Here is a 23,083-nt window from a genome sequence, read left to right as displayed (position 1 = left end):
ATACTAATTTATTTTTTGCTGTTTAATTATTTATGACCTTGTGAATAAATACTGTCTGGATCTGATCAACATCTAATATTTTCATCTAATTCAGTGATTCTTATAATATCGTCTTCACTTAACTGAAAATTTAATGCTCATATTTATCCTATTAGTATTTTAGCTTCTGGATATTTATATAAAGTCCTTTTTCTTCTCTTAGTTAATGCTAATGCAACTGTTAAAGGTCCTACTCTTCCTAAATACATCATTATAATTATCATACCTTTACCCATACTACTTAACCTTTGAGTAACTCCTGTAGTTAACCCCACGGTACCAAAAGCTGATGTAGCTTCATATAAAAGTGAAATAAGAGATTCATTAGGATCAGTTATTGTTAATATCATAGTAACAACAATAACTAAAGTCATACCAATAAATAACAATGAAAAAGCTTTGTATACCAATTCTTTTGGAAATCTCCTACCAAAAAGTTCAGTATCTTCTTTCCCTTTTATAACACAAAGAACAGTAAGAATTATCACGCCAAAAGTAGTAGTCTTAAGTCCTCCAGCAGTTGATCCTGGCGATCCACCAATAAACATCAGTATAATGGTAAAAAACTTGCTTGCAGTATGCATTTCATCTATTGGTATACTATTAACCCCTGCTGTTCTTGGCGATACTGATGCTAACAATGAATTAAATATTTTATCTTTTAAATTCATATTACCAATTGTATTTAAATTAGTATATTCTAATGCAAATATGAAAACACCTCCAAATACTATTAATGCAGCAGTAACTAAAAGAACCAACTTAGTGTGACTAGATAATTTTTTTATACCTTTGAAATTATATATTTCAAGTAAAACAGTAAATCCTAATCCACCAATAATAATTAAACTACTAACTGTTAATAATACAACAGGCTTATTATAATATCTTGTTAAACTTTCAAAATTCCCTATTACATCAAATCCAGCATTACAAAAAAAAGATACTGAATGAAAAATGCTATAAAAGCTACCCTTTTTCAATCCAAATTCAGGTACAAATTGTGTTGATAAAATGCATGCGCCTAATATCTGTATTGAGAAAGTAATTCCCATAACATACCTTAACATCTTTACAAGACCTTGTATGCTTAATGTATTCATAGCTTCTTGCATAACTAATCTATTTTTCAGTGTGATTTTTTTACCAAATAGCATAGCTATAAATGTAGCAAACGACATAAATCCTAAGCCACCTATTTCAATAAGTATTAAAATTATTACTTGTCCAGTGCTACTCCAATATGTACCTGTATCTTTTACAACTAAACCAGTTACGCAACTTGCAGATGTAGACGTAAATAACGCATCCAAAAAATTAGTTGATTCTCCCGAAGCTGATGACATTGGTAAAGATAATAATAATCCTCCTATAAAAATTAGTATGACAAAACCTATTGCTAGTATCTGCACAGGATTTAATTTAAATTTATTATTTATTATTGACATAACGATCACTCCACATAATATAGTATTCATATATTATAATATATTTTTTATCATTAATGACCAATTAATATATTATTTAACATAAATATAACGCTATTTTACTACAAAATTTGAACCTTATGGTAAAATAGCGTTGTAAATGTTATACTTCTATGATTAATATTTAAATTTATATGCTTAATTGATCAATAGCTGACTTTATTTTACATCTAATTTATAATAATTTATCACTAAGTTTCATAAACTCTTCTATGTCTTCTTCTATTGTCTTTAAAGAGTTTTTCCAAAATTCTTTATCATGTATATCTATTCCCATAACTTTTGTTACATCTGCTATTTTATTTTTACCTGTAATTGAAAGTAATTTTTCATATTCATTAGGGAATGACTCTCCTCTTTTTAAGTATTCAGCATATAGCCCTTTAGCAAATAATAACCCAAACGCATATGGAAAATTGTAAAAATTACTATCTGCATAATAATAATGTGGCTTCCAAGTCCACATATATGGATGTAAGTAAGTTTGATCTAATCCATCACCATAAGCTTCTCTTTGAGAATTTAACATTAATTCTTTAATTTTATCTACACTTAGAGCGCTTTCTTTTCTTACTTCAAAAAATGATTTTTCGAATAAAAATCTTGAATATATATCAACTATTACTTGAGTACAATCACTTATTTCAGTTTCTAATATTGATAAGGCCTCATCTTTAGTAGCTTCTTTTATAGCTGCTTTTTTTATTATAGTTTCACAGAAAGTCGATGCAGCTTCTGCTATTGGCATAGGATAATCAGAATTTAATGTTGTTTCATTATTTAAACACTCACCATGAAATCCATGACCTAATTCATGAGCAAGTGTTACAACATCACCAAAACTTTCACCATAATTAAGTAAGAATCTACTTTCACCTATAAAATGTAGATTTTCACAAAATGCTCCTCCTACCTTACCAGACTTTGGCATTACATCTATCCATGCATTATCTATAGCTTTCTTAGCAAAATCAGCTAAGTTATTACTAAAAGTATTGAAATTTTTAATAACAAATTTAGTTCCTTCTTCATAACTGAACTTCATATCAGCATCATTAATCGGTGCATATAATTCATAAAATGGCAATCCATTATTATATCCTAAAATTTCGGCTTTTCTTCTTAAATACTTTCTAAAAATAGGTAAACTTTCTTTCATTGCAGAAATCATAGCATCTAAGGATTCCTCATCCATTCTTGAATCTTTAAGTGTTTGTTCTAATGGAGATTTATATCCCCTTAAATCACATACAGTTAAAACTTCTCCTTTTATTCCATTAAGAGCTGCTGCTACCCCTTCCTCAACCTTTTTATAAGAAGCTATTTCAGCATCATATGCTTTTTTTCTAACAGTTGAATCTTTATCATATGCCATATTTAAGACTAAAGTTAGTGGTATAGATTTAATTTCTCCATTTTCTTCAATTTCTACTTTTAAGTTAGAAATTAGTTTATCCTTAAGTTTAAGCCAAGCATTAGATCCCGTATTTTTCATACTAGCAATTATATTTTCCTCTTTGTCACTAAGTAAATATTTACTATTTTCAATTATATTTTTTAATATAAACTCATGGTCTTTAAGTAATCTTGAATTACTTATAACTTCATCTATATTTTCTATGCTACTAATCCATCTTTCTAATTTAGTACTGCTTTCAACAATTTCTGTTAACTTTTTCTCTATAACATCTGAATATTTTAAACCTTCTTTATCTGTAGTGTCAACACTTAAAACCAAATTTATATATATTGATAATTTACTTGCTAAATCAGTAAATTTAGTAAACTTCTTTATATATTCTTCTAATTTAATTTTTAAGTTTTCTTTATCTAAAGTTATCTCTTTACTCCACTCATTAATATTCTCTATCATATAGTTAAGCGATTCTAAATCACCTTTAAATTCCTCACTATTAAATGATGAATATATTTCTTTTAAACTCCAATTTAATTCCATTCTCTTTACCTCTACTTCATTATTATTAGCTATGTAAAATTTGCCTAAATCAATAATCTACATAACCATTATATATTGTATCATGTAAATAATGGATTATAAGCTTTTGTTTCAAATTATTCCTCTTTAAATTTATTATATTAATGTTTTTTCAATAGTTCTTATTTGTTTACTTATAGTTTTTATTATATTGCTTAATATTTCATAAGTTTTTGGCTGAGTGTCTTTTGTATTATTTACAAGTCTACCTTGTATATCAACAAATAAAGAATATTTATCTTTAGCTAAATTAAGTGAGAATTCTAAATATTCCCTAACATTATTCACTTTTGGATTATATAACTTATTGTTAAATTCATTTATTAAAAAAGACATTTTATCATAAGTCATAATGTCTATTTCTTCAAGTTCTGTATTACTCACTTCATTTCTTAATTCTTCATAATGTTTTATCATTGCATCTAATTGATTAGATAATACTTTTGCTATTACTTTTACAGCAGGATTATTAGTATTTTCATTTACAACACTATTAATTATTATTTTTCTTCTTTCTTCAATATTTATAGCTTTATCAATGATATCAATTCCATTATATCCCATACAATAAATTCCTTTCAATTATATTTTATGCATATAACCATACATACTGTTATTGTTTGCTATGTACATATAATTATATTTTTGTTATAACACTGTTTATTATTTAATGTAATATATTGCATTATAATTAATAATATATATTAACTTAATTTTATAGAAAAATATAAGTTTTCAATGTATAATTATAATATATTATTTATCTAAAGAAAGTTGAGGTTTATTATAAATGTATAAAATGAAAGAAGAATTTAAAACAGGCATTGAATTTATTGATGAACAACATAAAAAACTCTTTGAGATAGCTGATAAGGCATATAATTTACTAACCAATAATTTCACATTAGATAAATATGATTCTGTTGTAAATATTATTGAAGAATTAAAAGACTATACAACATTTCATTTTAAATCTGAAGAAGAATACATGGATAGTATAAATTACAAGCGAAGATTCTCTCAAAAAATCGCACATGAAAAATTCATTGAAGAACTTAATAATGTGGATTTAAAAATTGTGGATGAAAACCAAGATGAAGGTATAAAAAAAATACTAGAATTTTTAAATACTTGGTTAACTGAACATATATTATATAGCGATAAACTTATCGGAAAATAAAAAATAATACTATAAAGATTTTAAGTTATCTTTATAGTATTATTTTTTTATTTACTTTTTATACTTTATTTTAAATTATATATTTGTTTCTTTATATTTAGTTTTTAAAGCTATCATTGCTTTTTTTAATCCTTGATTTGCAGCTTTTTTATACCATATATATGCAGTTTTACGATCTTGAGCTATTCCATTTCCCAAATAATACATAGTAGCTAAATTATATTCTGCATATGAGTATTCTTGATATGCAGCTTTTTTATAATACTTAACAGCTTCTTCATAGTTTTTTTCTATTCCAATACCCTGTTCATACATATAACCTAATGTATTTTGAGACTTCTCATAGCCTAAAATTGAAGCTCGCATGTGCCATTTAAATGCCTTTTTATAATCTGTATCAACGCCTTTTCCATACATATATAAATTACCTAAGTTATATTGTGCATAAAAATCTTCTTGTAATGCGGCTTTTTCATACCATTTAATAGCTTCTTCATAGTTTACTTCAGTTCCTAATCCCTCTTCATACATACATGCTAAATTACATTGTGCATCTGGATTTCCTTGATTAGCTGAATATTTAAAATATTCTATAGCTTTTTCATAATCTTGCTTTACTCCATTTCCACAATAGTACATATCTCCTAAATTATATTGTGCAACATCATAGCCTTGCTTAGCAGATTTTATATACCATTTAACAGCCTCTTCATAATCCTGCGTAATCTCCTCACCAGTATAATATCTATCACCTAAAACATTTTGTGCTTTTTTGTTTTCTCTATCTGCATATTTTCTTATTTTTTCTAAGCTTAAACTTTCAAAATCTATATCTGCATTTTTATAATTATCTATAATGTTCTTTATTGTTATTATTCCACCCACTGCTTCATCCCCCATTTATTACAAATTAAAATTTAATTTGCATATAAATTTGATTCAATATTATTATACACTATTTAAAAACAATATGTTTTTCCATTTTATATATTTTTATTTTAGGCTCTGTTTTAAATGAGTGTTGATATATGCAATAGGTAAAGTGGCATTGTAATTGGACTTTGAGAATTCTCAATGAGTATTGTCACATTTACTGCTTGTCTCAATTTTATATTGGGAGCAAGCTAAAATGGGACTATACTCATTTTAGCATTCCTAAGTTCAATTATTCCGCTCACTTTGCTTATGCATATATCAACACTCTGCTAAAACATAGCCTTATTTTAACTTTAATTCACATAATTTAATAATAAAGGTTTTATTTCACACTATAAATTAGCAAAAATCTCAAGTATCGTATCAATAACGTAATATAGTCATATAATATTATAAATCAATATATAGTAGTGATAAAATGAGATACCTTCTAAATGTTAAACAATGTGAATTTTTAGGTAAAGGACATGAAGGAAAGGTTTATTTAACTCCCGAAGGATTTGCTTTAAAAATATTCTATAATAAAAAGAAGGCAGAAAAAGAAGTAGAAATTCTTGAAAAAACAAAAAAGAGTAGATTTTTTCCTAATGTACTGTTTATGGCTGAAAATATGGTGTTACGAGAATTCATAGAAGGTGATAATCTTTATGAGTTTTTATGTAAAAATGGATTAACCTATTCTTTATCTGTAGAGATTATAGATTTAATTGAAGATTTTAAAGTCTTAGATTTCAAAAGATTAAATATTAGAAATGCACATATATTTGTAGATAAAAACAGTAAAATTAAAGTCATAGACCCTCGAAATCCTTATAGTAAATTTACGCCCTATCCTAAGGACATTATAAAAACTTTAGTAAAATTAAACTTATTTGATAATTTTTTAAAGAACCTTTTAGATTATAAGCCTGATCTTCTTAGTTATTGGATTCACGGTTATGATTATTTTACTCTTATGTCTGAGAAAAAATTACATTGTAGATGCTACGCATGTTAAAAACAAATAAAAATACAAGAACGTACATATGTATTTCTTGTATTTTTATTCTAATTTATTATATTAAAATCTTATCTAAAAAGACTATTTGCTTTTCTCTTAAATTTAAAATATTATCCATAATAAATGAAATACTAATTAATACTATTGCTGTTTTTATAAAATAATTTAGAAGCATATACAAAGTTAAAATCTCCATTAAAATTAGTGAAAGCTTAGATTTAGTTAACGTATAAATCATTCTGTTTATATACTTGTAACTATCTTGTAACAAAAAGTATATAACTATATATTTTATTGAATTTAATATTATATTTAAATGCACAAATTTACTTATTTCTATATTTAAATATAATATATACATACTTGACAAATATACTATTCCAATGTTTATGATTTTCTTAGAACAACAAATTACTATTCCGTATTTCTTAAAATTTCTTATAACTAAAAATTTTTTATTTGACACACAACTTAGTAGATTTAACTTTTTTCCTAAAAATAACGATGCGATGTATGTTATAAATGTAGTTCCTACTGGAAGTGATATTATTAAAATGTAATATAAAACATTTTTTAATGTTTTATTTAAAAATAATAATTTATCCACATATATTTGAGATTCTTTAAGTAGGCTATATCCTAATATATTAGAAAAGTTTATATCAATCATAACCATAACAACACATGACAGTATTGAACAATAAAATAAATCATCTAAAATTGTTTCTTTCTTTTCAACAAATATTCCACATATAAATCCTAATACCATACTTTGACTTATACAGATTCCTGAAACCACATCTCCTATAGTTAATGCTATTATTAGAATTGAAGATACACTAGATAATAATGTATATTTAAAACCACATCTTAGGTATATAAGTATGGTAATTATTGGAACCATAAAATCTAAATATCCTAAATATCCTATTCCTGTACCAATTGCTATAATGCTTATTACTACAAATACAGCTGTAAGAACTCCTGCTTCTGTCATTTTTTTTGTTTCCAATTTATTCACCTTATTTATTTAATCTAATATTGTTAGTTACTATTATATATCAACTAAACATAAATATTAAAGTAAATTTATATTCTAATTGCTTTACTTAGTATAATTTATATTCATATAGTTTTCAAAATGATAGTTTTCTTAAATACCATAAGTAAAATAAATATTTCGTTTATATAAAATATATATCTGAAAATTCTATATTGCATTTTTCTATAGTACTATCTAAATTTTTTTTATTATTAACATTATCATCTGTTAATCTCACTGGAATTGAAAAGATAAACTCTGTTCCTTTAAGTGGATTATTCTTAGCAATTATCTTTCCACCATGCATTCTACCAAAGATTTCACAAGAGATAAACCTATTCCTGTCCCCTCGCATCTCCTATTAAGTATATTATCTGAATATTTAAATCTTTGAAAAATATTGTTTATATCTTTACTAGCTATACCTATACCATTATCTTTTATACTAATGAGTATATTTTTTCTATCTTTACTGTATTTTATTCTTATTTCTATAATTCCATCATCATTTGTATATTTTATAGCATTAGAAAGTAAATTTAACATTACAGTTTCAATTTTATTTTTATCCAAAGCCGTTATTATTTCCTCTTCACTTGTGTCAAAAATTATATTTCTAGTATTTTCTTTTATATATTCTCTTACTGACATTACTATGTCTTCAATTATTTCAACTGCATTACAATTTTGTAGTTGGAAATTACAATGACCAGAATCTATTTTAGTTATATCTATTAGATTATTTATAAGTCTTAACAGCCTATAAGAATTTTTCTTAATTCCATCTATGTATTTAATTAAATCTATTTCAGCATTTTTGAAATTATTATTTTTATCTATAAGCTGTACAGTTGCAAGTATTACATTTAAAGGTGTCTTAAATTCATGTGATATATTTGCCAGAAATTTATTTTTAAAATTTTCAATCATAACAGCTTCTTCTAGTTCTTTTTTTTCTTGCTCTAATTTTTTTTGTTCTGTAATATCTTTAGCTGCTAAAAATACATATCTTTCCTCTTCAATACAGCTCCAATTCCATTGAAATATCTTATATTCACCATTTTCACATAATACTTTAGCAATAGAATTTTCACCTTTTGCATCTTTTATAAATTTTATATATTTTCTTGCTCGCTCTCTATCATCTGGATGTACCATATCAAATACATTCATTGTTGATATTTTTTCATTACTCCATCCTGTAACATCAATAACACTTGGAGATACACACTTAAAACGTTGTTTATAATCCATTATTGCCCATAAATCTGTTGCAATTTCTAAAAAAGATTTTAATTTACTTTCATTTAATGTTCTTTTTACAAGTTCTTCTCTTAATTTATTGGTTAAAATTTTATTCTTAATTAATAATTCTAATTTCTCACATTCGTAATCGATAACACTATCATTCATATTATCTAAATTAGTATTTTCAGTATAAAAAATACTTAAAATACCTATCAATTTATTTGTATCTTTTATTGAATACATTCTAATATATCCGTAGTTTTTATTTGTGTCAATATTATTGTTTTCTATATGTTTTTTAAACCAATACGTTTCTTTTATATCTATAGCCCTGTGATCATATTTACTTGTAAGTAACTTTTCTTTAGATTGTTCATTTAATTGTGTAGTGTAATCCTCTCCTATTACAGACACATTTCCTAATTTAAATTTTAATCTTAACATATTATATTCTTCATCATATAAAAACAAAGCAATTCCATCAGACTGCGTTTCGCTATTTAAATTTATTAATATATTTTTAAAATTCTCAGTTTCTTCTTTGATACACTCATTAATATATTTATTATTTATAAGTTCTTTTGATGGTTTTAATTTTAACAAATCCTTTAAATCTTTAAAAATATATACCTCATTTTCTTCTTTACTCATTTTCTTATCCCCTTATTATAGTATCCATGGCTTTCTAGTATATATCAGAAAATTCTATATTGTATTTTTCAAACCTTGAATCTAGTCTTTTATCATAAAGATCACAAACGTCTTTATCTTCCATTTTAATTATAGGAAGATAAAATACAAATTCAGCCCCTTTTTTTATTTCCTTATTAACTTTTATTGCTCCACCATGCATCTCTATTAAAGATCTTACTATGGATAACCCAATTCCAGTCCCTTCACATCTTCTCGTAAAAACATCTCCTGATTGCTTAAATCTTCTAAATATGTTTTCTACATCTTTTTCAGGTATTCCAATGCCATCATCTTTTATCTTTACAATAACATTATTATTATTTATATCCATACTTAAACTAACATAAATATTACCACCATTATTTGTATATTTAACTGCATTAGATAATAAGTTTAATATTATTCTTTCAATTTTATCACAATCTATTGCAAGTATAATTTCTTCTCTAGTGGTATCAAATATTATATTACGATTTTTTTCATGTATATATTTGCTAACAGATAGTACTATATTTTCAATAATACTTACAATATTACAATTTTCAAGGCTTAATTTATAAATTCCACCATCTATTTGAGTTATATCTATTAAATTGTTCACCAGTTTTAATAATCTATATGAATTTTGTTTTATTCCATTTATATACTTAAGATTTACTTTTACTTCTTCACTTAATTTATTATTTTTTAATTTATCAGATAATAACTGAACTGTACTTAAAATAACATTTAATGGTGTTTTAAATTCATGTGATACTGTTGAAAAAAATTCAGTTTTTAGACTTTCCATAGCTATTGCTTCTTCTAATCTTCTCTTCTCTTCTTCTAATTCTTTCTTTTCAGTAATATCTCTGCCAGTCAAAAGCACTGTTTTTCCCTCTTCTAAACAGCACCAATTCCATTCTATTAATTTATATTTACCATTTTTACATAGAAATCTATTAAGTAAAAATGTTCTTTTATCTTTATTAAATGAAAATTCCATTTTTTTTAATATATTTTCTCTATCATCTGGATGGGTTAAATTAACTGCATTTAAATTCTTAAATTCTTCTGATGTCCATCCAAAAGTTTTAATACAATTATCACTTACATCTTTAAAATGATAATTTGCTTGCAATATTCCCCATAAATCTGTCGAAATCTCCAAGAACGATTCTAAACGCCTTTGTATTTTTGAACGTTTGGTCATCTCTTTTTTTAATAAAGTCACATCTCTTGCAACTGCTAATTCCCAATTATACTTAGTACCAGTAGGTAATACTGTTTTATAAACTGAGAAGTACCTCTTGTTTTCATTAAATTCTACTTCTTTTATTAGATTTTCTTCAGTTACTAATACATATTCACCGTTATAATTATTTAGTTCTGTTTTTCCTATAATCTCTTTTTCTGTTTTTTTAAATGTAGTCAAAAAATATTTATTTACATATCTGTATCTATTTTTTTGATCTTTAATCCATATTAGATACGGAAAGTTATCTAATATTCTTTCTAAGTCATCTACGCTATATTTTTTATTTATAGTACAGCCTTCCATTACTCATATTCCCCTTCATATAAATTACACAAATAAAATAATTTAATTTATTCTCTTCAACTAATCACTCTATAATTTATATAATTACATGGAGTATATATCAGAAAATTCTATATCAAACACTTCTATCTTGGAAGAAATTTTTTTATTATTATATTCGTCTAGTTTTTCTTCATCAATTTTTCTAATAGGCAAAGTAAAAATTACTTCTGTACCTTCTTCTGGGTTACTATTTATCCATATTTCTCCTCCATGCATTTCAACAATTGATTTCACTAAAGATAATCCTATTCCACTTCCCTCATAATTTTTATGCAAAGAATTTTCAACTTGTTTAAATCTTTCAAATATTTTTTCCTTATATTCTTTTGGAATTCCTATTCCATTATCCTTTACTGATATTATTACTTCATTATCATCTAAATTAGTAGAAATATTTACTTTTATTATTCCATCTTTTTCTGTATATTTTAATGCATTAGATACTAAATTTAAAATTATCCGCTCTATTTTTTCTGGATCGCAAGCAAGTATTATTTCTTCTTCATCAGTATCAAATATTATATCTCGCTCTTTATTTTTAGTATATTCTGCTACAGATAAAACAATTTCTTCAATAACATTAACTATGTTTTTATTCACCATATTAACTTTATAATGACCACCATCTATCTTAGTGATATCAATTAAATTGTTTACAAGTTTTAATAGTCTATACGAATTTTGTTTTAATCCCTTTATATACTTACACATGTTTTGTTTTTCTAATATATCGTCAAATTTTTTTATATAAGACTCCATAAGTTGCGCTGTTGTTAAAATTATATTTAATGGTGTCTTAAATTCATGAGATAAATTTGCAAAAAACTGTGTTTTTAAACTTTCTAATGCAATTGCATTTTGTAAACGTTTATTTTCTAAGGCTAATTTATTATAATTAGTTATATCTTTACCTGTCATTATAAAAGTTTTCCCACCATTTATATAACTCCAATTCCATTCTAGAGTCCTATATTCTCCATTTTTACAAATACATCTATCTATAAAGCCAACATATTTCCATTTATTATAATTGTAAGCTAAATTTAACAACTCATATATCCTAGGTAAATCATCCTTATGTATCAAATCAGTACAATTCATATTCATAAGTTCTTCCTTAGACCACCCTAATACTTTTGTCCAATTATTAGTTACTTTTATAAAAGATCCATCGTTTTTTGCTATTCCGCATAAGTCAGTAGCTGTTTCTAAAAACAATTCTAATTCTTTTTCACTTTCTACACGCTTATTCAATTCTTTATTAAGTGTTGAATATAAAAATTTATTATTAATAATTATTCCTATAACATCACAAATTGATTTTATAAAATCTTCATTATTATATTTATGAATATCTTCTTCTCTGTATTGTACATTTAATACTCCAACTAATTCACGTTCACATCTTATACAATAAAATTTATTTACAGGAGTATTATTAATATCATCTTTTGATATCACTTCATTACTCTTATTCATCACTCCGCTTTTTACATAATTTTCAAATATTTCTTTTTCAGAATTATATATATATACGCTCATTCCTTGCGCACCTATTATTTTTTTAAAATCACTTATTATTTGTTTCAATCTCTCTTTATTTTTTAATTCATCATATTTGTTTTTATTACAAATATTAATTGATGCGTCTTTTATATGTGAAACTACCTTCTTCTCTGTTGTAATTTTTCTTACAACTCCACCTATTAAATTTGTTTTTTTACTACTCAAAAATGGCATATTATAAGTTTCAACACATATATCTTCTCCATCACTTTTAATTTTTCTCTTAAAATAAGCACAACTTTTTTCTTCTAATATTTTTCTTTCATTGTCTGGCCAGTTTTTCAATATCTCATTATCTTTAAAATCTGAATTCTTTTTCCCTAAAAGATTCTTTTGTTCTAAATCTAATTTCTCAGTTGCTAATTTATTAGCATACTTATACCTTCCTTCCTCATCTTTAATCCATATTATATATGGAATATTATCTAATAAGTTTTCTAAATCTTCTATTGTATATTGTCGTTTTTCTTTCTCATCTTTATTAACCATATATCTTCTCCTAATTTATTATTAAATTACAATAACCCTATAACTTATTTTACCATATATGACTTATATAGCGAAATTTTATTTTATTTTTGTCATATTTTTTATTATAAATGGAAAAATATGTTTTAAAATGTATTTTTTGTAAATTATATGTGTATTTTCTAAAAATTTTACATTTTATCGTAATTAACTATAAAAACAAAAAACAATAATTTAAATTTACTGCCAAAAATAAAAATTATATTATGATATGTTATCATGTTAATTACTAAATAATAATTTATACTTAGAACAAAATCGCTAAGGCGACTTTGGAGCCGTCGATTTTTTTAGCCATGCGCCCTTTCCAAACGCAGTGCAGAAATAATGGTGCGGCATATGATTATTTTTTATTCTTTAGGGGTACTCATAATACCTTCAAAATACATTATTTTAAAAGTTATCCACAAATTTTTTAATAATATAAATTCCTAAAGAATAAAAAAACATTTTTCACTATAGAAAAATATGATAATATCAATATAGTAAAATATTTTTAGGGGGACAAAGTAAATGACGTGTGCATCAAAATATCTTAGCCAAGGTTATAATTGTGCTGAATCATTAATTAAATTTTATAATGATGAATATAATGAAAGTATTCCACTTGGATTAGGTAGTGGTATGGGGGCTGGCGTTGGAATTGGAAGTCTTTGCGGCGCTATAAATGCTGGAATTGTAATTATAGGCTTCTTAAAAGGAAGACATAATAATAACGAAATCAATATGGCTAGAGATTACTCTAGGGAGTTTGTAACAAAAATCAAAGAAAAATATTCTACAGAAATGTGTAGAGAATTGAAAGCAAATAAAATTAGTTGTGGTGAAATAGTGGATTTTTCTTATAATACATTAATTAATGTATTACAAAATTAATATTTTATCATAAAAAATGTACTATACACTAATAACTTAGTGTATAGTACATTTTTATATTTTTATAATTCTTGCCTATTATTTTTTTTAGCAATATAAGGCATTATAATACCTAATCCAATTAATATGAATGGTGTTATAATATTAAGTATTAATTTAAATATATCTGTAGAGTACATACCACTAATACATGCAAAAGCAGTAAATACAAAGCACCATGCTCCTAAAATAATACCTATAGTATTATTCTTAACAAAGTAGTACTCTCTATTAAACTTTTCTCCAGCTTTCTTTAAAGCAATATAAGCAATAAATACCCATAAATAACGAAGTGGCATACACACTGCATTTAGCTTTACTAGCCATTTAACTAGATCGTCAACATTTTTAATTCCAATAGCTGGAACTATTATTAATATAGATACTATTATTAATATAAGTTTGTGACCATTTGTATAAGCCCCATTTTTATTTTTTATGAACATTTTTTCTGGAATGAAATTCTTATCTGCACTATCAAGTAACATACGTAAAGGTGCATCAATTGATATAATTAATACTGCAAATTGTCCAATAAGATTTGTAATAGCATATATAATTACGAAGAAATTTCCTAGATGATAATATTCACCTAACTTTTGGAATGCATAATATGCACCATTTGTCATTAAATCATTAGGTACATTATTTGAATCAAACATCATACCAAGTGAAACTGTTCCTAAAATTGCACATACAGCTACCATAATTGCAAGAGCAATCATACCTTTAGAAAATCCTTTTTCTGGATCTTTCATTTCATTAACATAAGGTGAAATTTTCTCACATCCACCAACTGCAAATACTAAGATAGCTAAATTAGTAAAAAATTTAGTATCAAAAGTAGGCATAAATGTTTTAAAAGACCAATCAATCGTATTTAGCTTTGCATCTGTAATTGCTGGTGCTGCTACCATTAACACTATAAATAAAATTGACATTACAAACATTGATGTACCAGCAAGTGCAGATAATTTTTTTAATGGATTTAATCCTTTAGATGCAATATACATTCCAACTAAAAAAACTACTAAACAAGCTAATTGTAATACTTTGGGATTCATTGCACTAATTCTATTATCTTGAAAAATAGCCCAACTTGAAGCAATTATAAATCCTGATGGCTTTTGTGAAATATAAGGCATGTGTACTACCCAGTATGTCCATCCTGCATAATATGCAAGCTTAGGTCCTATAGTTTCGTTAATCCATGAACTAACTCCGCCACCATAATCTTTAAACGCTGAACCTAATTCCCCTACCATTAAAGCATATGGTATGAAATAAATAGCAAAAATTATAATCCATGATACAATCGCTTTAAGACCATCATATTCTGAAAATCCATTAATAACATTTCCAAATCCCCATACAGCTGAGAATGCCATAAATGCTAATGTATACCACATAATCTGTTTATCTTTCTTTTCTGACATAACTTTCCCCTTACTTTTATTAATTATTTTAATATTTATATTAAAATAATAACTTAACTTTATATGTTTGTATACGTATTCGACAAAAGTAGATTTTATTTTTTTATTTCTTTTATAAAATAATATTTATATATTTTTTATATAATATTATTTTATATGAATACACTTTTAGTCTTCTTTATTTATCATTTTTAAAAATATAATGTCATTTAATAATTAAATTTGTTATATTCACCGAATATTTTTTGTAGTTTGTATGTTTTTTCTAAAGATTAATTGAAAAATAACGATAATTATAATATATTTATCTACTGTTAAGTAATATAGTCTTTAACATTATATATTAGTATAATCTCTTAATTATAAAGTAGCTTTTTCACTAATGAACGTAGTTTTTTACTAACATACAAAGAGAATCTCAATATTTCTTAGCAAATATGAAAAAATATTAGGAGGGTTAATTAAATTATGGAAACAAAATTTAAATTTACAAGTATTCGTTTTAAGCTTATTATTAGCTTTATATTGATTTGTTTAATACCTATTTTATTCCTAGGAATTTCATCTTATTCTAAATCCAAGTCAATTTTAGAAAAGAATTTCGAAGTTAATAGTGCTCAAACGCTTCAACAAGTTGATGAATCTCTTAATACTCAACTTAAAGTTTTTATAAATCCAATTGAAATGATGTCTAATAATATTAACTTTAATGAAGGTGATTTATCCGATGAAAGAATTGCTTTTGCACAAGAAACACTTAATGATGTAGTGCAAAGTGACAATAATATTTTTAGTGCTTACTACGGTACTGAGAATGGTAAATTTACCATTTATCCTGAAGGAGATATGGGTGAAAATTTTAATCCTAAAGAAAGATCATGGTATAAGAAAGCATTAGAAAACAAAGGTCAAGTTGTTATATCAGAACCTTTTAATGATGCACGAACTGGAAAACTAGTTATTTCTGTTTCTAAAACAGTTGAAAGAGATTCTAATATTATTGGTGTTGTGTCTATGAATATTTCTCTTGAAAATATTTCTAAATCTTTATCAGAAATTACTATAGGAAACGCAGGATATGTATATGTTTGTGATTCTAATGGTATAATGTTATTTCATCCAAATAGTGAACTTATAGGTTCAACTGATGTTGTTCAATTAGAAATTTGGAATATGATTAATTCTAACAATAAGGGTTTTTCAAAATATTTATATAAAGGTACTAATAAATTTGCAAGTTTCACTTCTAATCATCTTACTGGATGGAAACTTATAGCCACTATGGATGATTCAGAAATAAGTGATGATGTCAGTGCAATAAGAAATTTAATCTTTATTGTTTCATTTATTGCATTTATTTTATCAATTATTGTTGCTTATATTTTAAGTAAATCTATATCAGATAATGCTAATAAATTAAATATTGCATTTAGTAAAGCATCAGATGGTGATTTAACTGCTAAGGTTAATATAAAAAGTAAAGATGAATTTGGAAGCCTTGGAGACAATTTTAATTCTATGTTAACAAATATATCAGAACTTATGCTAGAAGTAGAAAATTCATCTAAAGTTATACTTGAAACTTCTTCAAGTCTTGCAATAATGGCACAAGAAACAACATTATCAGTAGAACAAGTTTCTCATGCTATAGATGAAATAGCTCAAGGTGCTACACAAACCGCTCAAAATTCTCAAGATGGATCAGTAGAAATTCTTGATTTATCTTATGGAATAAATAAAATAACAGATGCTAATAATCATATTGTAAATATTTCTGAAGGATCTGAAAATTTAAGTTCACAAGGTTTAGATATGGTGAAAATTTTAGTTGAAAAATCTACTAAAACTAAAGATTCAACTTTACAAGTTAGTGAAATTGTTAATGATATGAATTTAAGTACTGAAAAAATTAATGCTATGTCTGATTCTATAGCTGAAATTACAGAACAAACTAATCTATTAGCTTTAAATGCTTCTATAGAAGCTGCAAGAGCTGGTGAAGCGGGGAAAGGATTTGCTGTTGTTGCAGAAGAAATAAGAAAACTTGCAGATCAATCAAAAAATTCAACAGAAGAAATAAAAAAAATAATAGATGTAATAAAAAGTAAATCTTTGACTGCTGTGTCAGCTATGAAAGAAACAGAAATTACAGTAAATGATCAAGAAAAAGTAGTAAATGATACTCATAAAATATTTATTGACATAATAGAGAATATAAAAATTCTTGCTGAAAAAATCAATGATGTTAAAGATGATACTTCAATTATTGATTCTAAAAAGGATAAAGTTGTTCTTCAAATAGAAAACATATCTTCTATTTCAGAAGAAACCGCTTCTGCCACAGAAGAAGTTTCTGCTTCTGCTGAAGAAATAACTGCAACAATGCAAGAGATGGAAAATTACGTAGATAATTTAAGAAAACTTTCTGAAAAACTTGAAGATGGTGTAAATAAATTTAAAATAAAATAAATATATTTAAAATAAACGATGTAGTTAAATTGTATATTTACTACATCGTTTATTTTTGTAATTTTCATAAATATTAAACTGATTCAAATCAAAAAAATATAATAAATTTTGTGTTTTAATTTTAACTTTAAACTAATGGACCTCATTACCACGTCTTTTTATTATATCAATTTATAAAGCTCATTTTCTTCCTTGTTCATTCTTCTTGTTATTTTTAAAAGAATACTATTTGTTTCTGAAACAATATGATTTTTGTTTTCTTTAAGTTTAATCTTAGTGTTAAACTTGTCTTTATAACTTATAAATTGTATCAATATCCCACCCATTTCATCTACATATTTTTGAGCTATATGTTTTACATTATCATCCTTTAATAAATTGGGGTATAAAAATTTATCTTCTGTGTTTAAATGAATTTGTAATTTACCAGAAAGTTTGTTTATATTACTTGCTAATTCATCAAAATAATCACTTATATCATCTTTAATTATAATTTCCTCAATTTTTTTGATTATATCGCATATTTCTATATGTTGTCTTTTAAAGTTTTTTAAATCCATATCAATCCATCCTTTTTACATTATTAAGTATAATTTCTATATTTTAATTATACTTATTAAGTTAAAAAGTGTATGTAACAAATGTTACATACACTTTTTTTATTCTAGAGATTAATATTTAATTATAATTCCGTATACTTTTTGCTACTTCCTTTACACTTTTCTACTGGATATTTCTTTTCATTCTTATTCATCTTATTATTTATTATTTCTGTTAAATCAACCTTTAAACAATCACTCATATGTATGCAATAAATCATTACGTCTGCTAACTCCTCAAGGACATGTTCTTTATCATAGTTTTCTTCATCCCATAAAAAATTTTCTAGTAATTCCCCAGATTCTATTGAAATAGCTTTTGAAAGATTAGCTGGTGTATGAAACTTATCCCAGTCCCTATCACTTCTAAATTTTTTTATTCTGTTTAATGTACTTTTCATAAAAAATCACTCTTTTCTTATTAGTTGTTTTTATTCTATTTATATAATTTTAATATTATATTTTTTCAGTCTTTATCATCATTAATTGCTAAATTTTTAACAATTATATTTGATTTTGATATTTAATTTTTCAGTATATTCTATATTACTTTTTATTATAACTTATAATAAGAAATTATTTAGGGTTTTTACAATAAAACTACAAATTCACTCTAAAATACATAATAAAATTTTAAATTTAAGAATAATTTTACTTAATCTAAATATACTTATGAAAAGATTTAAATTAAACATTTGTTAAGTATGTTAAAACATACAGAAAGGAGAAAAATGAGTAGACTAGAGATTACAACGCCTAATGGAGCTCAAACTGTTGTAGAAGGACTTTATAAAGACTTAGAACGTAGAATCATTGCAAGTCCTCCTGGTTTGTGCCCTGTAGATATGGCATCTTCTTTTTTAAAATTATGTCAAGCACAAACTTGTGGAAAATGCGTACCTTGTAGAATTGGACTTGCTCAATTAGAAAATTTGATTGATGATGTTTTAAATCGTAAAGCAACTTTAGAAACTATTGATTTAATTGAAAAAACAGCAAAGGTAGTTATTGATTCTGCTGATTGTGCTATAGGATATGAAGCAGCTAATATGGTTTTAAAAGGAGTAATAGGTTTTAAATCAGACTATATTGAACACATAGTCAACAATAGATGTATATGTAACTTAAATCAGCCTGTTCCATGCGTTGCCCTATGCCCTGCTGGTGTAGACATTCCTGGATATATTGCTTTAATTTCGCAGAAGAGATATTCTGATGCTGTTAGATTAATAAGAAAAGATAATCCTTTCCCAACAGCATGCGCCTTTATATGTGAACACCCTTGCGAAGCTAGATGCAGACGTAATATGCTTGATGACTCTATAAATATTAGAGGTCTTAAGCGTTTTGCTGTTGATAATGCTGGTAAAGTTCCAATACCCAAATGTGCTTCTCCTACTGGTAAAAAAATAGCAGTAATTGGTGGTGGACCAGGTGGTTTAAGTGCAGCTTATTTTTTATCATTAATGGGACACAAGGTTGTAATTTATGAAAAACGTGAAAAATTAGGAGGTATGCTTAGATATGGAATTCCTAATTATAGACTTCCTATAGAACACTTAGAAAATGATATTTCAGATATATTATCAACAGGCATTGAAGTAAAAAACAATATATCTATTGGTACTGATATATCTTTACTTGATATTGAAAATTCACATGATGCTGTTTATATTGCAATTGGAGCACATATTGATAAAAAAATAGGTATTGATGGAGAAGAAAGTACAGGTGTTATTTCAGCAGTAGAAATGTTACGCGCAATAGGTGAAGATAATCCACCAGATTTTTCAGGTAAAACAGTTGTAGTAATTGGTGGTGGTAATGTAGCAATGGATGCTGCTAGATCTGCTATAAGACTTGGTGCAAAAAAAGTATGTAATGTATATAGGCGTAGAAAAGTAGATATGACTGCTCTACCTGATGAAATTGAAGGTGCAATTGCAGAAGGTTGTGAAATTATAACGCTCAAAGCACCTCTTAGAATTGAAAGTGATAAAAATGGTAATGTAACAGCCCTTTTTGTTAAGCCTCAAATAATTGGTAAAATTGACGATTCTAGACGTCCACGTCCTACATCATCATGCCAAGAAGATCAAAGAATCCCTTGTGATATATTAATTGTAGCAATTGGACAAGGCATAGAGTCTAATCATTTTGCTGAATCTGGAGTTCCTGTTAAAAGAGGTGTTATTGAAGCTATGAGCTCTAGTGGTGTTGAAAATAGTCCTGGAATTTTTGCAGGTGGTGATTGTGTAACTGGTCCTGCTACTGTGATTAGAGCAATAGCTGCTGGCAAAGTAGCTGCAGCTAATATAGATACTTATCTTGGGTATAACCACATTATAAGTTCTGATGTTGAAATTCCAAGTGCAAGACTAGATGATAGACCTCTTTGTGGACGAGTTAATACTTCTGAAAGAGATGCTGATATACGTAAAAATGATTTTGAAATTATTGAATATGGAATGACATGTGAAGAAGCTCATCAAGAATCTTATAGATGTTTAAGATGTGATCACTTTGGATATGGAGTATTTAAAGGAGGTAGAATTAACAAATGGTAAAACTTAAAATTGATAATATAGATATTGAAGTAAAAAAAGGAACTACCATCTTAGATGCAGCTAAATCTTTTAAAATTCAAATTCCGAGTTTATGTTATTTAAAAGATATTAATGAAATAGGCGCTTGTCGTGTTTGTATTGTTGAAGTAAAAGGAAAAGATAAATTATTACCTGCTTGCAATAATGTAGTTGAAGAAGGTATGGAAATTTTCACAAATAGTCCTAGAGTTAGAGAAACTAGAAGAACTAATATAAAACTTATACTTTCACAGCATGATTGTCATTGTGCAACTTGTGTAAGAAGTGGTAACTGCAATCTACAAAATATAGCTAATGATTTAGGAGTTATTACAATTCAATATAAAAGAATGATCGAGCCTTATTTATGGGATGAGCAATTCCCATTAATACGTGATGCAAGAAAATGTATTAAATGTATGAGATGTATTCAGGTTTGCACTAAAATACAAAATCTTAATATATGGGATGTTTCAAATACAGGTACTAGAACAACTGTTGACGTTTCACTCAATAGAAAAATTCAAGATTCAGATTGTTCATTATGTGGACAATGCATAACTCACTGCCCTACTGGAGCTTTAAGAGAAAGGGATAATACCCAGAAAGCATTTGATATTCTTTCAAATAAAGATAAAATCACAATACTTCAAATCGCTCCTGCTGTTAGAGCGTCTTGGGGTGAATCTCTTGGACTTACAAAAGAAGAAGCAACAGTAAAAAGACTTGTTTCTGCACTTAGAAAAATTGGCTTTGATTATATCTTTGATACTAACTTTGCTGCTGATTTAACTATAATGGAAGAATGTAGTGAATTTTTAGAAAGATTAAAAAATAATACAAATTTGCCTATGTTTACATCATGTTGTCCAGCTTGGGTTCGATTCTTAAAATCTCAATATCCTGATATGACTAAAATGCTTTCTACTGCAAAATCTCCTCAACAAATGTTTGGAGCTATTGCAAAAAGCTATTATGCAAAACTTTTAAATGTAGATCCATCAAAGATATATTGTATCTCTATAATGCCTTGTATTGCTAAAAAACATGAAGCTGAAATTCCTATTATGAATGATGCTGGATACGGTCAAGATATAGACTTGTGTCTTACTACTCGTGAAGTAGAGAGAATGATAAGATCAGAACATATTATAGCTAAAGATTTAAACGAATCTGACTTTGATACACCTTTAGGAATAGGTTCTGGTGCTGGTATTATTTTTGGTTCTACTGGTGGTGTTATGGAGGCTGCTCTTAGAACTGCTTACTTTTTAACATGTGGTAAAAATCCTGATCCAAATGCCTTTAAAGAAATTCGAGGTATGAATGGAATTAAGGAAGCCACTTTTGAAATTAATAATACTAAATTAAAAGTAGCTGTGATAAGTGGTTTGGGTAATGCTAGAAATTTAATTAAAAATTTAAGAAAAGGAAATGTTTATTATGACTTTATAGAAGTAATGGCCTGTCCTGGTGGTTGCTCTGGTGGTGGCGGACAACCAATTAAAGATGGTATAGAACTTGCAGAAACTAGATCAAAGAAGCTTTATGAGCTTGATGAATTATCTGACATCAGATTTTCTCATGAAAATCCATCAATTTTAAATGTATATAAAGAATTTTTAGAAAAACCTTTATCTAATGTCTCTCATAAGCTTTTGCATACTAATCACAACTTATGGGAAATGCCTCTTTCTCCTGGACTTGATATAAATGATAATTAATTTAAATATATAAAGATAACAGTATAGAAATTTAAAATTTCTATACTGTTATTTTACA

Annotated in this window: 18 protein-coding genes; 6 read left to right on the top strand and 12 right to left on the bottom strand. The window is 26.0% G+C overall.

All coding sequences use genetic code 11. The features are described from left to right. Positions 1–143: 143 nt before the first annotated feature. The 3 genes from NG901_RS02830 to NG901_RS02820 all read right to left on the bottom strand — a co-directional run bounded on the left by NG901_RS02830 (position 144) and on the right by NG901_RS02820 (position 4,104). Complete coding sequence (locus NG901_RS02830; RefSeq protein WP_252212234.1) at positions 144–1,487, bottom strand: TrkH family potassium uptake protein; 1,344 nt, start codon at positions 1,485–1,487, stop codon at positions 144–146. Between the two features lie 214 nt (positions 1,488–1,701). Then, a complete protein-coding gene (locus NG901_RS02825) occupies positions 1,702–3,483 on the bottom strand; it encodes a M3 family oligoendopeptidase (protein WP_252212233.1) in 1,782 nt (593 codons plus the stop codon). 135 nt (positions 3,484–3,618) lie between these two features. Next, positions 3,619–4,104 (bottom strand): hypothetical protein, encoded by a 486-nt coding sequence (locus tag NG901_RS02820; RefSeq protein ID WP_252212232.1) that lies wholly within the window; start codon positions 4,102–4,104, stop codon positions 3,619–3,621. Positions 4,105–4,312: 208 nt separating this feature from the next. Between NG901_RS02820 and NG901_RS02815 the strand changes: the two genes are divergently transcribed. After that, entirely contained in the window at positions 4,313–4,702 is a 390-nt protein-coding gene (locus NG901_RS02815; protein WP_252212231.1) for a bacteriohemerythrin, read from the top strand. Between the two features lie 75 nt (positions 4,703–4,777). Here NG901_RS02815 and NG901_RS02810 read toward each other — a convergent pair whose 3' ends face one another. Further along, the gene (locus NG901_RS02810; RefSeq protein ID WP_252212230.1) at positions 4,778–5,587 is read right to left on the bottom strand and encodes a tetratricopeptide repeat protein; all 810 of its coding nucleotides are present in this window, start codon (positions 5,585–5,587) and stop codon (positions 4,778–4,780) included. Between the two features lie 469 nt (positions 5,588–6,056). On the opposite strand from NG901_RS02810, the gene NG901_RS02805 reads away from it, so the two are divergent. After that, positions 6,057–6,635 carry a serine/threonine protein kinase gene (locus tag NG901_RS02805; RefSeq protein WP_252212229.1) on the top strand — a complete coding sequence of 193 codons (579 nt, stop codon included), beginning with the start codon at positions 6,057–6,059 and terminating at the stop codon, positions 6,633–6,635. Positions 6,636–6,693: 58 nt separating this feature from the next. Here the strand turns inward: NG901_RS02805 and NG901_RS02800 are convergent, their stop codons facing one another. The 5 genes from NG901_RS02800 to NG901_RS02780 all read right to left on the bottom strand — a co-directional run bounded on the left by NG901_RS02800 (position 6,694) and on the right by NG901_RS02780 (position 13,258). After that, positions 6,694–7,659 (bottom strand): DUF2232 domain-containing protein, encoded by a 966-nt coding sequence (locus NG901_RS02800; protein ID WP_252212228.1) that lies wholly within the window; start codon positions 7,657–7,659, stop codon positions 6,694–6,696. A 163-nt stretch (positions 7,660–7,822) separates the two neighbouring features. Next, positions 7,823–7,987 carry a hypothetical protein gene (locus NG901_RS02795; protein ID WP_252212227.1) on the bottom strand — a complete coding sequence of 55 codons (165 nt, stop codon included), beginning with the start codon at positions 7,985–7,987 and terminating at the stop codon, positions 7,823–7,825. Then, positions 7,969–9,579 (bottom strand): sensor histidine kinase, encoded by a 1,611-nt coding sequence (locus tag NG901_RS02790; protein ID WP_252212226.1) that lies wholly within the window; start codon positions 9,577–9,579, stop codon positions 7,969–7,971. The genes NG901_RS02795 and NG901_RS02790 overlap by 19 nt, the downstream gene beginning before the upstream one ends. Before the next feature lie 34 nt (positions 9,580–9,613). Beyond that, positions 9,614–11,161: a PAS domain-containing sensor histidine kinase gene (locus NG901_RS02785; RefSeq protein WP_252212225.1), complete on the bottom strand. Its 1,548-nt coding sequence runs from the start codon at positions 11,159–11,161 to the stop codon at positions 9,614–9,616. A gap of 84 nt (positions 11,162–11,245) precedes the next feature. Next, positions 11,246–13,258: an ATP-binding protein gene (locus tag NG901_RS02780; RefSeq protein WP_252212224.1), complete on the bottom strand. Its 2,013-nt coding sequence runs from the start codon at positions 13,256–13,258 to the stop codon at positions 11,246–11,248. Positions 13,259–13,810: 552 nt separating this feature from the next. On the opposite strand from NG901_RS02780, the gene NG901_RS02775 reads away from it, so the two are divergent. After that, positions 13,811–14,173 carry a C-GCAxxG-C-C family (seleno)protein gene (locus tag NG901_RS02775; RefSeq protein ID WP_205454950.1) on the top strand — a complete coding sequence of 121 codons (363 nt, stop codon included), beginning with the start codon at positions 13,811–13,813 and terminating at the stop codon, positions 14,171–14,173. A 62-nt stretch (positions 14,174–14,235) separates the two neighbouring features. On the opposite strand, the gene NG901_RS02770 is transcribed toward NG901_RS02775, so the two are convergent. Then, on the bottom strand, positions 14,236–15,648 hold the full coding sequence (locus NG901_RS02770; protein WP_252212223.1) for an APC family permease: 1,413 nt from the start codon (positions 15,646–15,648) through the stop codon (positions 14,236–14,238). Between the two features lie 468 nt (positions 15,649–16,116). Between NG901_RS02770 and NG901_RS02765 the strand changes: the two genes are divergently transcribed. Then, on the top strand, positions 16,117–18,117 hold the full coding sequence (locus NG901_RS02765; protein WP_252212222.1) for a methyl-accepting chemotaxis protein: 2,001 nt from the start codon (positions 16,117–16,119) through the stop codon (positions 18,115–18,117). A 161-nt stretch (positions 18,118–18,278) separates the two neighbouring features. Here NG901_RS02765 and NG901_RS02760 read toward each other — a convergent pair whose 3' ends face one another. Both NG901_RS02760 and NG901_RS02755 read right to left on the bottom strand, forming a co-directional pair. Beyond that, positions 18,279–18,677: a hemerythrin domain-containing protein gene (locus NG901_RS02760; RefSeq protein ID WP_252212221.1), complete on the bottom strand. Its 399-nt coding sequence runs from the start codon at positions 18,675–18,677 to the stop codon at positions 18,279–18,281. 122 nt (positions 18,678–18,799) lie between these two features. Continuing rightward, positions 18,800–19,117 (bottom strand): nucleotide pyrophosphohydrolase, encoded by a 318-nt coding sequence (locus tag NG901_RS02755; protein ID WP_252212220.1) that lies wholly within the window; start codon positions 19,115–19,117, stop codon positions 18,800–18,802. A gap of 330 nt (positions 19,118–19,447) precedes the next feature. Between NG901_RS02755 and NG901_RS02750 the strand changes: the two genes are divergently transcribed. Together NG901_RS02750 and NG901_RS02745 are read left to right on the top strand one after the other, a co-directional pair. Next, positions 19,448–21,283: an NAD(P)-binding protein gene (locus NG901_RS02750; RefSeq protein ID WP_252212219.1), complete on the top strand. Its 1,836-nt coding sequence runs from the start codon at positions 19,448–19,450 to the stop codon at positions 21,281–21,283. Further along, on the top strand, positions 21,277–23,025 hold the full coding sequence (locus tag NG901_RS02745) for an NADH-dependent [FeFe] hydrogenase, group A6 (protein ID WP_252212218.1): 1,749 nt from the start codon (positions 21,277–21,279) through the stop codon (positions 23,023–23,025). Before NG901_RS02750 ends, NG901_RS02745 begins: the two co-directional genes overlap by 7 nt. Positions 23,026–23,083: the final 58 nt, after the last annotated feature.

This window comes from Clostridium sp. CMCC3677 (assembly GCF_023845585.1).
GTDB classification, from domain to species: domain Bacteria; phylum Bacillota; class Clostridia; order Clostridiales; family Clostridiaceae; genus Clostridium; species Clostridium aquiflavi.
This window is presented reverse-complemented; position numbering and strand designations above follow the sequence as displayed.